19 protein-coding genes are annotated in these 15,285 nt (G+C 48.6%); 4 read left to right on the top strand and 15 right to left on the bottom strand.

The window, feature by feature from the left end; all coding sequences use genetic code 11:
- The 7 genes from KKF06_03680 to KKF06_03650 form a co-directional block, all read right to left on the bottom strand.
- A partial coding sequence (locus tag KKF06_03680; GenBank protein ID MBU1616870.1) for a hypothetical protein occupies positions 1-526 on the bottom strand: 526 nt, incomplete at its 3' end.
- A gap of 23 nt (positions 527-549) precedes the next feature.
- Positions 550-1,410, bottom strand: coding sequence for a hypothetical protein (locus tag KKF06_03675; GenBank protein ID MBU1616869.1), 861 nt, complete (start codon positions 1,408-1,410; stop codon positions 550-552).
- Positions 1,411-1,677: 267 nt separating this feature from the next.
- A complete protein-coding gene (locus KKF06_03670) occupies positions 1,678-2,073 on the bottom strand; it encodes a four helix bundle protein (protein ID MBU1616868.1) in 396 nt (131 codons plus the stop codon).
- A 139-nt stretch (positions 2,074-2,212) separates the two neighbouring features.
- Positions 2,213-2,881 carry a hypothetical protein gene (locus KKF06_03665; GenBank protein MBU1616867.1) on the bottom strand — a complete coding sequence of 223 codons (669 nt, stop codon included), beginning with the start codon at positions 2,879-2,881 and terminating at the stop codon, positions 2,213-2,215.
- A 156-nt stretch (positions 2,882-3,037) separates the two neighbouring features.
- Positions 3,038-3,382 (bottom strand): hydrogenase maturation nickel metallochaperone HypA, encoded by a 345-nt coding sequence (locus KKF06_03660; GenBank protein ID MBU1616866.1) that lies wholly within the window; start codon positions 3,380-3,382, stop codon positions 3,038-3,040.
- Positions 3,364-3,765 carry a SoxR reducing system RseC family protein gene (locus KKF06_03655; GenBank protein MBU1616865.1) on the bottom strand — a complete coding sequence of 134 codons (402 nt, stop codon included), beginning with the start codon at positions 3,763-3,765 and terminating at the stop codon, positions 3,364-3,366. The genes KKF06_03660 and KKF06_03655 overlap by 19 nt, the downstream gene beginning before the upstream one ends.
- Positions 3,740-4,042 (bottom strand): hypothetical protein, encoded by a 303-nt coding sequence (locus tag KKF06_03650; protein MBU1616864.1) that lies wholly within the window; start codon positions 4,040-4,042, stop codon positions 3,740-3,742. The genes KKF06_03655 and KKF06_03650 overlap by 26 nt, the downstream gene beginning before the upstream one ends.
- A gap of 179 nt (positions 4,043-4,221) precedes the next feature.
- On the opposite strand from KKF06_03650, the gene KKF06_03645 reads away from it, so the two are divergent.
- Genes KKF06_03645 through KKF06_03635 form a run of 3 tightly spaced genes read left to right on the top strand, consistent with a single transcriptional unit; the run spans position 4,222 to position 5,736 of the window.
- Positions 4,222-4,560, top strand: coding sequence for an aspartate 1-decarboxylase (locus KKF06_03645; protein ID MBU1616863.1), 339 nt, complete (start codon positions 4,222-4,224; stop codon positions 4,558-4,560).
- Positions 4,557-5,240 carry a DJ-1/PfpI family protein gene (locus KKF06_03640; protein MBU1616862.1) on the top strand — a complete coding sequence of 228 codons (684 nt, stop codon included), beginning with the start codon at positions 4,557-4,559 and terminating at the stop codon, positions 5,238-5,240. Before KKF06_03645 ends, KKF06_03640 begins: the two co-directional genes overlap by 4 nt.
- A 1-nt stretch (position 5,241) precedes the next feature.
- Positions 5,242-5,736, top strand: coding sequence for a YajQ family cyclic di-GMP-binding protein (locus KKF06_03635; GenBank protein MBU1616861.1), 495 nt, complete (start codon positions 5,242-5,244; stop codon positions 5,734-5,736).
- A 12-nt stretch (positions 5,737-5,748) separates the two neighbouring features.
- Here KKF06_03635 and malQ read toward each other — a convergent pair whose 3' ends face one another.
- The gene (gene malQ / locus KKF06_03630; protein ID MBU1616860.1) at positions 5,749-7,242 is read right to left on the bottom strand and encodes a 4-alpha-glucanotransferase; all 1,494 of its coding nucleotides are present in this window, start codon (positions 7,240-7,242) and stop codon (positions 5,749-5,751) included.
- Between the two features lie 103 nt (positions 7,243-7,345).
- Between malQ and KKF06_03625 the strand changes: the two genes are divergently transcribed.
- A complete protein-coding gene (locus KKF06_03625) occupies positions 7,346-7,687 on the top strand; it encodes a hypothetical protein (protein ID MBU1616859.1) in 342 nt (113 codons plus the stop codon).
- Positions 7,688-7,877: 190 nt separating this feature from the next.
- Here the strand turns inward: KKF06_03625 and KKF06_03620 are convergent, their stop codons facing one another.
- The 7 genes from KKF06_03620 to KKF06_03590 all read right to left on the bottom strand — a co-directional run.
- Positions 7,878-8,690: a hypothetical protein gene (locus KKF06_03620; protein ID MBU1616858.1), complete on the bottom strand. Its 813-nt coding sequence runs from the start codon at positions 8,688-8,690 to the stop codon at positions 7,878-7,880.
- Complete coding sequence (gene metW, locus KKF06_03615; protein ID MBU1616857.1) at positions 8,684-9,304, bottom strand: methionine biosynthesis protein MetW; 621 nt, start codon at positions 9,302-9,304, stop codon at positions 8,684-8,686. Before metW ends, KKF06_03620 begins: the two co-directional genes overlap by 7 nt.
- A gap of 1 nt (position 9,305) precedes the next feature.
- On the bottom strand, positions 9,306-10,406 hold the full coding sequence (locus tag KKF06_03610; protein MBU1616856.1) for a homoserine O-acetyltransferase: 1,101 nt from the start codon (positions 10,404-10,406) through the stop codon (positions 9,306-9,308).
- An 18-nt stretch (positions 10,407-10,424) separates the two neighbouring features.
- Positions 10,425-11,702: a homocysteine synthase gene (locus tag KKF06_03605; GenBank protein MBU1616855.1), complete on the bottom strand. Its 1,278-nt coding sequence runs from the start codon at positions 11,700-11,702 to the stop codon at positions 10,425-10,427.
- Positions 11,703-11,717: 15 nt separating this feature from the next.
- Positions 11,718-12,644 carry a cysteine synthase A gene (gene cysK / locus KKF06_03600; GenBank protein ID MBU1616854.1) on the bottom strand — a complete coding sequence of 309 codons (927 nt, stop codon included), beginning with the start codon at positions 12,642-12,644 and terminating at the stop codon, positions 11,718-11,720.
- 14 nt (positions 12,645-12,658) lie between these two features.
- Positions 12,659-13,111, bottom strand: a complete 453-nt coding sequence (locus tag KKF06_03595) for an Rrf2 family transcriptional regulator (protein ID MBU1616853.1) — start codon at positions 13,109-13,111, stop codon at positions 12,659-12,661.
- Between the two features lie 107 nt (positions 13,112-13,218).
- A partial coding sequence (locus KKF06_03590; protein MBU1616852.1) for a M13 family metallopeptidase occupies positions 13,219-15,285 on the bottom strand: 2,067 nt, incomplete at its 5' end.

The raw sequence follows: 15,285 nt of genomic DNA, 5'->3' as shown, positions 1-15,285 counted from the left end.
GTCCTCCCATCGAATGGGCTATTACTATATATTTCGAAGGAATTTCTGAAACCAATGGTTCTCTGTCTTCTGCCTTACCTGGGCCATCCTTCTTAAACCATATTTTAAAATCTTCTTTCGCTTGTTCTAACCAACTCTTACCGGTTCCAGCTTGCCCGTTATCTAATCTTTTTGTTATTTCCCATGATTTTCTTTTTGTTTGATCACTACTATTGTCGCCAATCACGTCGCTTTTTTTCCTAACTGCTTCAGGATTGTCGTACGTTCTACTGCCAAATTCCCAGCCTTCTTTTGCAATATTTAGAAATGGATCGGAAAATTCATAAGCATAAACATAACCATTTAAATCTCCTTTTGAATCCCCATTTATATCAATCGCTTCAAGATAATTCTTCACATTATTCAAACAAGCATGATCGTCTCCTATCCCATGAACAAGGAGAATTAAATAATTTTTTGCGTAGGAAATATTTTCTGTTGTCAATGCACCAGAAGAAGCGGATGTGCCCCAAATAATAAATAACAAAAAAACTATAAACCTCAAAACCTTCATTTTAATTGTTTTAAGCCGGTTCCATCAATATTAATCAGCCAAATCCCAGTATCCAAAAGTTTCCCATAAGTCACTTTTGTTGCAGTCGGAGACAATTTTGGCCTGTAACCAGTAAACTCAGAAATCAATTGAACAAAGCTTGGTGGGTCTAGGTTAATATTTATATATCCATATGCCCAGCCTTGCGTACCAAACACCTCATTAGAGGCTATCTGAGATACTTGAGGATCAACAACTCTTCCCTCTCTAATAATATCTTGTCTTCCTGATCCATCATAATTGATTATTGAGGTATAGGTATATATACTATCCAAATAATTAAAAACAATTTTGTTGCCATACTTCCACGCTATTGCTTCCCCACTAACCGCAATATTTAAATCGCCCGTCCCATTAATATTAACAACATTGATTCCACCATTGTTTCTCAAATACACCAACTTATCCTCATCCGGCCCCCAATCCAGCGATTCAATGCTGTCTGAAGAGGGGGAAAAGCTATAAACCTGCTGATTATCAGATCTCCTAATTATTGAAATTGTTTTTCCACTTATTAACGCCACATACGTCCCTTTGGGGGAATAATATGGGTAGCCATTATATGGAAGTGTCGTTTCGTTATTCCCATCAGTATCCATCGTCACATAAGAATAATCTGTCCCCAGCGTTATCGTCCCCAACGGGTCTTTTTGATAGTGAGTCACAGACTTTTGGCAGTAGATCAACCCTTCCGGGGTCCAATTTGGTCCCTGATAATAAGTCTCGTCATAATTTGTACTGCACCCTCCTCCAACAATCACCAAACCAAAAAGAGCCGCCACCAACAACATTAATCCAACCACTTTTTTTATCGTCATTTTAATAACCACCCTTCTTGCTTATAAGCAATCTTTTTGCCAGGAAAAACAAGGAGACAAGACGACAAGGATTCGAGGCATCAAGCGGCCAAGGAACGCCTCGATACTTAGACAACTAGATGCCTTGAAACCTGGCATCCTGACTATACCTAATATTATCATCCTTTTTTCCCAGAAATTGCAATCAATTTTTCTTATAAGGTGGCGAGATTTCGGCGGACGCAAGGGGAAGGGATCAAGAAGCCAAGGCATCAAGGGACCAAGGGGTTATTCCCCTTCTCGACACCTTGATACCTTAATGCCTAGATGCCTCTCCCCTAAGGCCCTAATCAAAGCCGCCAGCATTCTTTCAATCTCATTTTGCTTCTCGATTAAATCATTAAACTTAACTTGATTAAGATATTCTAGGTCTTTGGCCAACAGCAGTTGCGTTTCAAGTTCAGCTCCAGACGCGTAAGCAACTTTAAGAAACTGAATATATTGCCCCAAATACCTGCGACCATACCCTTCCGCGATATTAAAAGGAATGGAAGCCGCCGCTCGCCTAATTTGTGATGTTAACCCATATTTCTCGTCACTCGGAAATTCTTTTGTTTCTTTATACACATCAAGCGTCAACACATATGACTTTTGCCATACCACTAGATCTTTGAAGGTTTTTATCATTGTTCTCTTTTTACCTCAATCCCTCGGTTCCTCGATCCCTTGATTCCTTTCCTCACTAAACCAATCCGTTTGAAAGATCCTTCTCTATTGGGGACCTGGGTAAACCCAGGCCCCCAACGTAAAAACTGTCTAAAAATTATAAATAGTAATTTATCCCAACCCCAATTTGCGAATTACTAAAAGCCGGCAGCCAACTCGCCGAAACCGTGTTGCTGGTTAATTCCACGAGAATCGAACTGTTTGGCAGCCAGGCATAAGACCCTCCAACTGTCACGCCAAGCTGGGTTGATGGATCACTGCCGCCTGAATAATAGTTGCAATATCCAAAACCCACATATGGAGTAAAAGCGGAAAGCTTCTTGCTGATCTCAACCGCCGCCATATATTGCGAAACAATGTTATTAGCAGTTACTGAAAACGAAGTGGCTGAAAAACTCATTGATTTATAACCAAGTCGGCCGGCTACTGAAATTGATGAATTGGCCCCTTCTTCCATAAATTGGTAATTTGTCACTAAACCGATTGTGGCTGCTGACCTTGCGACACCAGTTGGCATATTCCCCACATTTGAGGAAGAGGCAGTTAAATAAAGATCCAGCTTGTCGGTCAATCCATAGCCGATATTCCCTCCCCAAGTCGACATATTCATATCATCTGTGCCAATAGTCCCAACTTTTGAATCTTTGACATAATTCCCACTAACCGCAAATTTCCCTTGTCCAATCGGATCCCCGGTCGACATAATCTCCGCGGAAGCAATAGAGGCCATTATTACGATTAGCATTAAACTTGAAACAATTTTCATTTTATTTTCCTCCTAAATAAATTTGCGAAAACGATACTTTTATTGCTCCATTCACCTCCTTCATACTAGGTAACAAAGCAATCTCATTGCCACTAGGAGAATATGTTATTTAGAGATAAATCGAGGAAAATTCAGCAGTTAACTGGCGATATTTCGTCAGATCACTTCAACATTATCAATATAGAAGAGTTTTTCGGTCTCCAGCCTGTTCAGGCCGCCGCAAGAGAGGCATTTTTCCTGGAGCTTTTCCCGGCCATCAAAGAAGTTGACCTCGCCGCAAACGGTGCAGACCAGTTTGGCCGGTTTAAGGGTCAGGTTTAATTCCGCCCCGGCCGCTTTCCCCCCCTTGCTTAACTCGGCAAAATAGAGAATGAGCGATTCCTTTTCAATCCCGGAGAGAGAGCCGACTACTAAATTGATCTTCTTGACCTGAACAACATCAGGGGGAATAGACCTTAACACCAATCCGAGGATCGCTTCGGCTACGGTCGCTTCGTGCATATCGCCACTATCCTGGGGAGGTTCCCCTTAGAAAAAAGACGGTCAATAAAGCGGACCGCCCCAAGGCTTACCACCAGCAACGCTATCGCCCCGACAATCCCCCCGGTTTCGCCATAATACAGCTGGCCAAGATAGTAACCGAGAAAAAAGAAAAATAATGGGAGGCCAAAAACCACCAGAGCGGCCCGGGCAAACGACCGGTCCGAGAACTCAACCTCGACCCTCTCCCCTATCTGACCCCCCGCCTGGTTAAAGACCGTCGCTGTTAGGGTCCCGTCGGCCATCGATTTGCAGGCGGTGCACTTGCCGCAGGCCGGGTTCCGCTGAAAAGCGATCTCCGCCAGCTCGCCATCTATTTTAGTAACTACGCCAATTTCGATCATTAACCACCTTATTCGCCCTAATCAGGGCGTTGCCGGCCGATACAGCGGTCCCGATCAGCCCGATCGCGTCCCAATGGACCGGTTGCCCGGCAAAAATAAGCCGCTCGCCAAAATAGGCCCAGAGAGCGGCAAAAGGAGCGGTCTGCCAGAACGTGATGTCAAACTCGGTCAGAAAGTTGGCCGGCTTGGCTTCGGCGCTCACCACCACCTCGCCGGTGACCGCGCTAACCGGCGACAAAAGCGACAAGACCAATAAAAGAACAACAACCGCTTTCATGAATAAATTATAACACGATCTCTCCTGGAAACCGTAGCGTGTCTGACTCTAACCGCGCAATTCTTGCCCGCCGCAGGAGGGAATTGCGCGGTTAAAATGCCGGCTGGCAATGATCATCCGCTTGTAGGTGAGGAAGTTTCCTTGAATTATCAAGGTTTTTTGATATACTAAGTTAAGACATGTTAATTTCCGTTTTAAAATCAAAAATCCATATGGCGACGATTACCGACACCATGCCCAATTACGAAGGCAGTATCGCCATCGACAAAAAGCTGATCGAAGCATCGGGACTGGTTGCCGGGGAAAAAGTTCACGTCCTCAACTTTGACAACAGCAATCGTTTTGAGACCTACGTGATCGAAGGAGCGCCTGGAGAAATTTCCCTGCGCGGCCCGGCCGCCAAGCTCGGACAAAAAGGGGAAAAAGTCGTCATTATCGCCTACGCCCTGGCGACACCGGAAGAAGCAAAGGCCTTAAAGGCTAAAATAATAAAAGTGAATGGGAGGAATGAAGTATGAAAAAGTTGATCGTCTCTTTGGCCCTGGTCTGCGCGGTTTCCTGGTTCGTTGCCGGCTCCGTCTCCGCTATGGGTGGCCCTGCCCCGCAAGATAAATACAAGCTGGAGATCCTTAAAGTCGAGCTTATCAGCGGTGAAGCGACCACCGAAGCCGAGAGCACTTCGGCTGAAGGCAAAAAAGTCCTATTGGTCGTCGCCCCAAAAAGTTTTGATGATACCGAATTCACTACGTTAAAGGATACCCTGACCGAAGCGGGATTGGTCGTCAGCGTCGCCTCTATCGCCCAAAACTCGTATGGCATTCGCGGCACTAAAGCGGAAAGCGACCTGCTATTGAAAAACGCCAACGCGGATGATTATGACGCCGTCATCATTTGCGGTGGTTTCGGGGTTACCACCTATAACCACAATCAGACCGCGACCGGTTTGGTTAATAAAGCGATGAAAGGCGAAAAAGTTATCGGCGCCTTGGACCTCGCCCCGATCGTTTTGATCAACGGCGGCGCCCTCCAGCGGGGAAATAAAGCGGCAGTCTCAAATAATGGCAAGCGAGCCTTGAAAGGGGCCGGGATCAATTGCACCGGCAATGCGGTCGAAGTCGACGGCAAAGTGATCACCGCCAGCGGGCCGGACGCGACGGAAGAGTTCGCCAAAGCGATAGTCACCGCTCTGGAGGAATAACATGGCGCAAGACCATTCTTTTGACATCGTCTCGAAGCCGAACATGCAGGAGCTGGATAACGCCCTGCAAATGGCGGTCAAGGAATTGTCGACGCGCTTTGATTTTAAAGGAAGCGTCAGCTCCATCGAGAAAGAAGGGGACGACAAGATCAACCTGGTTTCCGAAGACGAGTTCAAGCTGAAAAATGTCGTTAATATCCTGCAGGACAAACTGGCCCGCCGTCAGCTCTCCATCAAATTCTTTGAGTTCGGAAAGATCGATGCGGCGCTCGGCGGGACAGTTAAACAGGTGGTCAAGATCAAGAACGGGATCGAACAGGAGCAGGCCAAAGAGATCACCAAATTGATCAAAGCCTCCGGCCTAAAAGTTCAAACCCAGATCCAGGGGGATGCCATCAGGGTGACCGCCAAGAAGATCGACGACTTGCAGGCGGTCCAGCAAAAGGTTACCGCGGCTAACCTGCCGATCGCCCTGCAATTTGCCAACTACCGTTAACGATCCGCCCGATCAGCGTCCGTATTCGTCGGTCATTTTCCAGAGCTTGAGGGCAAGCTGGGGAGTAATTTGATGAGGGATCATCCGCCAGCTCCAGTTCCCCTTCGGGGTCCCCGGTTTGTTCATCCTCGCTTTTTCGCCTAAGCCAAGAATATCCTGCATCGGAAAGATCACCAGCCCGGCAACCGATTCGAGCGCCAGCCGGATCAATTCCCAGCCGACATCCCCCCCATGCACCCCCTTGCCCAAATAACGGGAGAGCCGCTCCTTTTCGTCGGACCGGGCTTCGTGCTCAAACCAGCCGCGCGCCGTGTTGTTGTCGTGGGTCCCGGTGTAAGCGACACACTCTGGAGTAAAATTGTGGGGTAAATACGGGTGATGCGGGTTCTCTTCCCCAAAAGCAAAGAGAAGGACCTTCATCCCCCATAAATGATAGCGCCGCATCACTTCCCGGACATCGGAAGTAATGATCCCCAGGTCTTCAGCCACTACCGGAAACGGTTTAAAATGATTGGTCAACTTGTTAAAGAAATCATCAGCCGGTACCCCGACCCAGTTCCCGTTGATCGCTGTCTCTTCTTCCGCCGGGATCTGCCAAAAGCCGACCAGACCGCGGAAATGGTCGATCCTGACCAGGTCAAAAAGTTTGAGATTGTGAGCCAGGCGGTCGATCCACCACTGATAGCCGGTCGCTTTCAGTTTTTCCCAGTCGTAGACCGGGTTCCCCCACCGCTGGCCGGTCTTGCTGAAGTAATCCGGCGGCACCCCCGCGACAAAAAGCGGGTTTTTGTCATGGTCAAGCTTAAACAATTCCGGGTCGGTCCAGACATCGGCGCTGTCATAGCTGACGTAGATCGGAATGTCGCCAAAGATCTTGACCCCCTTTTCGGCGCTGTATTTTTTCAATTCTTCCCATTGGACAAAGAAAAGATATTGCTGGAATTTTTCCAGTTCGATCGCTTCGTGGTATTTCCCCCTGGCTTCCGCAAGCGCTTCCGGCTGCCGGTCACGCAAGGGAGCCGGCCAGGCGTTCCACATTTTGCCGTGAAAATAATTTTTTAAGACCACGAACAGGGCGTAGTCGTCGAGCCAATGTTTATTGTTTGAGCAAAACTGGTCATAAGCCCATTGGTCGCGATTCCCTTTGAAGCGCTCAAACGCCAGAGCAAATATCCGGTTTTTGTAGGTCCGGACCGCTTCAAAATCTACTTTATCCTCGGCGTGGCGGGGAAAAGGGATAATATCTTCGCGGGTGATCAAACCATCGCGCAGAAGGAGCCCCGGGCTGATCAGGTATGGGTTGGCGGCGTAGGAAGAAAAACTGCTGTACGGGGAATTACCGCAAGCCCCATTGGTCGGGTTAAGCGGTAAGACCTGCCAGTAGCGCTGTTTGCTCTCCGCCAGAAAATCAACGAATTCACGGGCACTGGGGCCAAGGTCCCCTATCCCATAAGCGGACGGGAGCGACGTGATGTGAAGGAGAATCCCGCTCTCTCGTTTTGACATGATTGGTTATTATAGCGAAAAAATAAAAATTAGGCAAAAAACATTTGCACCGGATCAATCTAAGTAATATAATATAATCAAATTTGATCAAGGGGGAATAATAATGACAGATCGAGGCAATATCAATCCAATAAGACATACTCCACCTTCAGCTCCAAATCCCGTCTCCAGAATTACCTTATCAAATAACAACGAAAGCATAGAAATGGTTTATGGCGGAGCAACTTACAATGGACGGATAGAAAGAAATTCCCAGGGAGAAATAATAGGTGTAATTTGTAGTGGCCCAAGAAACGAGAAAATACTGGGGATTGCCACAACCCGTTTAATGAATGAATTAAGAAAAGTACATGGAGATAGTTTATTTAATCCAAGAACTGACGTGCTTTCTCACGACCCAACTGAACACAGTGATTACATCACTATAAACAGAAATGCACAATAAAAATCATAGGTCAACGACTAACCACTTTATTATGAAGCACTAAGCTCAAAGACCCCTTCAGCGGCGCGCCAGCTGATCAGCCGTCCGCCAATTTTCTCGCCATCTTCGCCTAAAAAAGTCTCGCCGATGATTTTGATCCCGTTCTCCCGGCAGAGGACCCGGAAGTCTAGGAAAAAAATTTAAAATTTAACTATTCGCACGTTAAACGAATGTTTTCGCCAAGTTTTTCCATGCTTTCATTAAAGAGAGCGACCTTTCGGGCAATAAATTCTCGGCTCGCTCCTTTATTCATGAAAGCGATTATTATTCTGATTTCAACAACCGCCCCAACCTGAAAAATGAACCGTTCGATCGCTTCATTCCCTATAATTTCATTGTTTCTTATTTGGGCGGCAAAATAATAGACAGAATTTCTCAACGCCGCCGACGGACTTACCCCCCCCGGCAGGCTCTCCCCGCTTTTTTTCGCCGCTTCGATCCTTTGCTGATACTCGCGATCTTCAAAAGTCAGTTTATCGTCGATGGTCACTTTTCCAAAAGCTCCAAACCAATCCCAGCTTTCATTGGCTAGCATAAAGTTTTTTTCAAATAACCGCTCCCACTCCCGGTATGGTCGGCCAAAAAGCTCAACCTCTTTCCCTCGGCCGGCAAATAAATCGGCCATATTTATCGTGATCATTTCCGGCGCAGCTAATTCACCAGCCTCCTCGAGCGCTTCGCTGATATCAACTCTATAAATTTCCGGCCGGCTTTCTCCGCCGCTGTATATTCTTAATAAGTCGCCGTTTTTTATTGGGGCGGGAGTTTCGCCAACTAACCAATTGGTCCGTGAGCTGCCACGCGCCCCTTCCCGAACAACACGCAGGTTTCCTTCCGCGCTAACCCCCCAACTCCGTCCCGGTCCGTATTGCTCAAACCTTAGAGCACTCCCCTCTCCCAGTGAAAACAGCCCGCCTTTACTTCGCAATTGGGCAACGTTAATATGACCGGAAATAATTACCATTGACACCTCTCGCGCGCGGTTATTTCAAAAACCCCTTCGGCGGCGCGCCAGCTGATCAGCCGTCCGCCAGTTTTCTCGCCATCTTCGCCTAAAAAAGTCTCGCCAATGATCCTAATCCCGTTCTCCCGGCAAAGGATCCGAAAGTCTTTGATCGTCATCAGCCGTATATTAGGGGTGTTGTACCACTCGTATGGGAGGGTCTTGTTCTTGGGCATCCGCTCTTTTAAAAGCAGGCTCAAAACCAGTTTCCAGTGGCCAAAGTTGGGAAAGCCTACGATCGCCCGATGGCCAACCCTGACCATCTCTTTTATAAGCAATAGCGGATTATAAGTCGCCTGCAAAGTCATATTTAAAATAACGTAATCAAACGAACCGCTTTTAAAGCTGGCCAATCCATTATTCAGGTCAAGCTGAAGGACCGATAACCCTTTCTTCAGGCATTCATTAAGCCCTTCCGAATAGATATCGATCCCGATCCCTTTGACCTTTTTTCGCTCCTGTAAAAGAGAAAGCAGGGTCCCATCGCCGCACCCAAGGTCCAGCACCCTGGCTCCGGCAGGAATCAGGCTCTCAATCAAATTGTAATCTGGTTTGATCTTAGTTCGATACCCCATCTTATTTGGCCCCTTCCAGGAAACTGACGATCGTCTTGGTTAATTCTTCTTCTTCCAGGAGAAAAGCGTCATGCCCGTAATTTGATTCGATCACCCTAAAAGAGACATTGGCCAGATTGTCTTTGAGCGCGTCGACCAGTTCCAGCGCCTGATATTCCGGAAAAAGCCAGTCGGAACTAAAGTGGATAAGTAAAAACCGACTGGTCGCCTTGGCCAGCGCCTTGGCCAGAGACCCGCCCCCTTCGTCTTCCAGGTTAAAAAGATCAATCGCTTTGGTAATGTAAAGATAACTGTTGGCGTCAAACCGCTCGGTAAAGGTCGTTCCCTTGTATTTAAGATAACTTTCCACTTCAAATTGGTGGTCGCCAAACTTGGCGGCAAAGCCTTTCCCCGGCTGGAGCTTCCGCCCAAATTTTTCCCTCATCGTCTTGTCGCTTAAATAAGTGATGTGGCCAATCATCCTGGCGATCGAGAGCCCGTCGCTGGGCGGATTTTTATCGTAATACGACCCGCCATACCAGTGGGGATCGCCAATGATCGCCCGGCGGCCGACTTCGTTAAAAGCAATATTTTGCGCCGAGACGTGGGCGGAAGTGGCAACGCCGATCACATTGCGGACCCGGTTAGGCGCGCTAACCGCCAGTTGCAGGGCAAGCATCCCCCCCATTGATCCCCCGGTTGCGGCTAAAACCGTTTCAATTCCGAGATAATCCAAAAGCTTGAGCTGGCAATTGACCATGTCCTTGATGGTAATCAGCGGAAAATCCGGCCCATATGGCTTGCCGGTTTTGGGATTTAATGACGAGGGACCAGTCGTCCCTCTGCAGCCGCCAAGGACGTTGGCACAGATAATATAATATTTATTGGTGTCGAACGCTTTCCCCGGACCGACCATGTTGTCCCACCAGCCTGGCTTTTTATCTTCAACCGCATGCCGGCCGGCGACATGGGCATCTCCCGAGAGGGCGTGGAAGATCAGGATCGTGTTACTTTTGGCATCGTTTAGAGACCCGTAGGTTTCGTAGGCGACCGTCACCGGCCCAAGCCTTCCGCCACTCTCCAGGTTCAGCTCCGGGAACTCAAAATATTTGGTTTCTACCAGTAAAATAAAAGCACTCTCCTAGTCCGATCTCAGCGCATGGTCAATATCCGCTATTATATCATCAACATTCTCGATCCCGATCGACAGGCGGATAAAGTCGGGGGTCACTCCTGTCGCAACTTGTTCCTGCTCGCTCAACTGGGAATGGGTCGTCGACGCCGGATGGATGACCAGCGATTTAGCGTCCCCAATGTTGGCCAGGTGGGAAAAGAGCTTCACGCTGTTGATGAATTTTTTCCCAGCTTCCAACCCCCCTTTGATCCCAAAGCCGATGATCGCCCCCGCCCCCCGCTTCAGGTATTTCTCCGCTAGCTTTTTATCCTTGCTGGAATCAAGCCCAGGATAATTGACCCAGCTAACTTTAGGATGTTTCTCCAGGAATTTCGCGACCACCAGGGCGTTCTGGCAGTGGCGTTCGATCCTCAAATGCAGGGTCTCAAGCCCCTGGATCAGTAAAAAAGCATTGAATGGCGATAAGGCTGGGCCCAGATCACGCAACAGGGTCACCCGCGCTTTAATGATGTAAGCAATGTTCCCCATCGGACGGAGAGCTTCGACAAACTTTAAGCCATGGTAGCTCGGGTCGGGATCGGTGATCAGCGGAAACTTCCCGTTCTCCCAGTTGAATTTGCCGGAATCGACGATCACCCCGCCAAGAGAGGTCCCATGCCCGCCAATGAATTTGGTGGCTGAATAAACGACGATATCAGCTCCATGGGCGATTGGCTTAACCAGGTATGGGGTCGCCGTGTTGTCAACGATCAGCGGGATCTCGTTGTCATGAGCGACTTTAGCCAGCTTTTCCAGGTCGGTCACGTTGAGCTTTGGGTTGCCAATCGTTTCGGCGTAGATCGCTTTGGTTTTTGGGGTAATAGCTTTTCGAAAATTCTCCGGGTCGGAGGAATCGACAAAAGTCACCTTAATCCCAAATTTGGCAAAGGTGTTGGCAAACAGAGTGTAAGTCCCACCGTAAAGATTATCGGCCGAAACAATCTCGTCCCCCGACTTTGCAATGTTAAGGATTGCCAAGGTAATAGCCGACTGACCGGAAGCAACCGCCAGAGCGGCCACCCCGCCGTCAAGCGCCGCGACCCGTTTTTCCAAAACATCAGTTGTCGGGTTCATCAGCCTAGTATAGATGTTGCCAAACTCCTTCAAGCCAAAAAGATTGGCGGCGTGCTCGCTATCTTTAAATACATATGAGGTCGTCTGATAAATTGGGACCGCCCTCGACCCGGTATCGGAATCAACAACCTGTCCCGCGTGCAATAATATGGTCTCATCTTTATGCGTCATTTTATTTTCCTCCCTTTATCTTTCGAACAGTCCGGTGCTAAGATATCTTTCCGCCGTATCGGGCAGAAGAACGATTATATTTTCCCCTTTATTCTCTGGCCTGGCGGCCATTACTTTCGCCGCGTGGAGGGCCGCTCCGCTCGAGATCCCCACAAGTATACCATCGGTCCGGGCGGCCGTCCTGGAAGCTTCGAAGGCTTCATCATTGGTCACCTTGATCACTTCATCGATCACCGATCGATCGAGGACCTCCGGAATGAAACCGGCTCCGATCCCCTGGATCTTGTGCGGACCGGGAGCCCCCCCCGAGAGGACCGGCGAGTCGGCCGGCTCTACCGCGGCCACTTTGATCTTTTTATTCTTCTTTTTCAAAACTTCCCCAACTCCGGTAATCGTCCCGCCTGTCCCAACCCCGGCAATAAAAATATCGACTTTCCCTCCGCTGTCGCTCCAAATCTCTTCAGCGGTCGTCCGGCGGTGGATCTCCGGATTGGCCGGATTGGAGAACTGCTGGGGAACAAAAGAATTTCTTGTCTCTTTGGCCAGCTCGTCCGCTTTATCGATCGCCCCTTTCATCCCTTTGGCCCCGTCGGTCAAGACGATCTCGGCTCCCAGGAATTTCAAAAGGCTCCGCCGCTCCACGCTCATCGTCTCCGGCATCGTTAGAACCAATTTGTATCCTTTGGCAGCGCAGACCCAGGCAAGGGCGATCCCGGTATTTCCGGAAGTCGGCTCAATTATTATCGTATCTTTCTTGATCTTCCCCGCTTTTTCCCCCGCTTCGATCATCGCCGCGCCGATCCGGTCCTTGACCGAACCGGCCGGATTAAAATATTCCAGTTTGGCGATAATTTTTCCCGGCAGACCAGCAGCAAACCGATTTAATTTTAAAAGCGGTGTGTGGCCGATTAATTCGATCATGTTTTCAGCTATTTTAGCCATGACCTCGTCTCCTTTTATATTGAATAATCCAAAATTTTCTTTCGTTGGATCTCTTTTCTCTTCTGCCTGTCGCGCAATTCGGCAAAGTTCAGGGAATCGACTTTCTTGGCCAGATAAACCCCGATCTCGTCAAAAACGTCGTGCAGGACACATCGGTCAGCAAAGTTGCAGCGGGTCCCTCCTTTTTTCAAAACGCAGCTAATCGGTTCGACCGGCCCTTCGACGTAACGAATGACCTGGCCAAGGGTGATCTTTTCCGGGGAGCGGGCCAGCTCATAGCCGCCACTTGGTCCGCGCCGGCTCCGAACAAAGCCCCCCTTCTTTAATGAAAGGAGGATCTGCTCCAGAAACTTTACCGGGATATCCTGCCGCCTGGCGATCTCTTCGATCCGCCGCGGCGCTCCATAACCAGCACTTAAATCAAGCACCGCCTTAAGCGCGTAATCTCCTTTAAAAGTGATCTTCATAACAACCTCCAAAACCTTACCCTACTATATCGATAGACATTGTATAGTATTTCAATGTGTTTTGTCAAGGGGTATTTTTGTTGACTATAAAATACAAGAAAAGGAGCCTACCAGACCTTGGCCCTCTTGGCTGCCGGCCGATACATCGTCTCGTTGGAAGTAACATTGAACGCAGTATAAAACTCTTGCAGATTGCTCAATGGGCCATTAACCCGGTACCTGGCCGGCGAGTGGGGATCTACTTTGATCAGCATCTTGGCCCGTTCATCCCTCATATTGGTCTTCCAAACCTCGGCGTAAGATAGGAAAAAGCGCTGTTCCGGGGTCAAACCATCAATCAGCGGTTGTTTTTTCTTTCCTAAAGCGAGCTGAAGAGCGTCATGAGAGATACTTACCCCTCCCAAGTCGGCAATATTCTCGCCTAAAGTCAGCTCCCCATTAAGCGGCATTCCGGGGAATTGTTCATAAGCCCTGGCCTGCTCAATTACTGCTTTTGCCTTAGCCTTAAAATTCGTCTCGTCCTGTTTAGTCCACCACCCTTTGAGATTCCCCCGCTCGTCAAACTTTTGTCCCTGATCGTCAAAACCATGAGTCATTTCGTGGGCAATCACCATGCCGATCGCGCCGTAATTGATCGGGTCGTCGGCCCCCGCGTCAAAGAAAGGGGGCTGGAGAATGCCGGCGGGAAAAACCATTTCATTGCGAAGCGGAAGATAACCGGCGTTGACAATCTGGACCGGCATCGGCCATTCGCTCCGGTCGACTTTTTTCCCCACCTTGCCCAGTTCGTAATGGAAGTCAAAATAATTCCCGCGGATGACGTTAACCAGGTAAGACTCCCGGTCAATCTTCAGCTTGGAATAATCGCGCCATTTGTCAGGATAGCCGATCTTAAAAGTCATCGCCGCCAATTTTTTAGCGGCCGCTTTTTTCGTCTTTGGGGTCATCCAATCAAGCTTAGCCAGCCGTTTATTAAAGGCGGTCCGAATATTTTTCACCATTTCACCCGCCCGGTTCTTGGCCTGGGGAGAGAACCGCTCTTTAACAAACAGCCTGCCAACCGCCTGATCCAGGTAGGCGTTAACCGTCCCAACCACTCTCTTCCAACGGGGCATCAGAACTTTGTTGCCGTTTAATGTTTTCCCGTAGAAAGCAAATTCCGCATTAACAAAGGAGGAGCTCAGAAATTCAGCATTATCATTGACCAGGCAAAAAATCAAATAAGTCCGCCACTCTTCCATTGAAAATGAAGCCAGGACTTTATTTAAACCGGCAAAAAAACCGGGTTGGCCGACGTTGATCTTCCCTGTCTTCTTCAAACCAATGGCCTGGAAATAGAGCGGCCAGCTGAATTTATTTGCTATTTTGGTTAATGACGAAAGCGACAGTGGATTATAATTTTTCCGCGGGTCGCGCAGTTCCACTTTGCTCCGGGAAATTTTGGCCAGCTCGGTCTCTATCTTTAAAACAACCTCTGCCTTTGCCTCTGCCTCTGCCTTTGCCTCTGCCTTTGCCTCTGCCTTTGCCTTTTGCCCCGCCTTTTCCATTAATCTAAACATCTTAGCTACATATTGCTTATATTTGTCCCGGGTCTCTTTGGAATACTTATCATCTTTGAGATAATAATCCCGGTCAGGCAGGTTGAGTCCACCTTGATATAATTCAATGATATTCAAATCGCTATTCACCGGATCGGGGCCGACAAAAACATGGAAGAGAGGATCAGCGCTGTTTTGGTGCATGTGAGCGACCGCCAGAGTTAAACTTTTTAGGTTGGTGACCGCTTCGATCCGGGCCAGTTCATCGGCCAGAGGGGTAATCCCCGCCGCTTCGATCTTTTTCTCATCCATCCCGCTGGCATAGAAATCGCCAACCATCTGTTCTGCCTTTTGCTCCGCCTTTGCCTGAGCCTTTGCCTTGCCTTCTGTCCCGCCCTTATCTTCCGCCTTCTCCATTATCCCCTTCAACGTCTTTAGGTTCTCTTCCCCCAGGATAACAAAGCTCCCCCAACTGCCGTATTCGGCCGGGATCGGGTTCTTTTTAAGCCAATTTCCGATAGCATAGCGGTAAAAATCGACCCCTGGTTTAACAGAAGTATCGCGGTTATTTGGATCAAGCAGCTTGGTTGTATTGTTCATAGCGCATCCGCATAGAAGGGCCAGGCAGAGCCCGGC

The organism is Candidatus Margulisiibacteriota bacterium (assembly GCA_018822365.1).
GTDB lineage: Bacteria > Margulisbacteria > WOR-1 > O2-12-FULL-45-9 > XYB2-FULL-48-7 > XYB2-FULL-45-9.
This window is presented reverse-complemented; position numbering and strand designations above follow the sequence as displayed.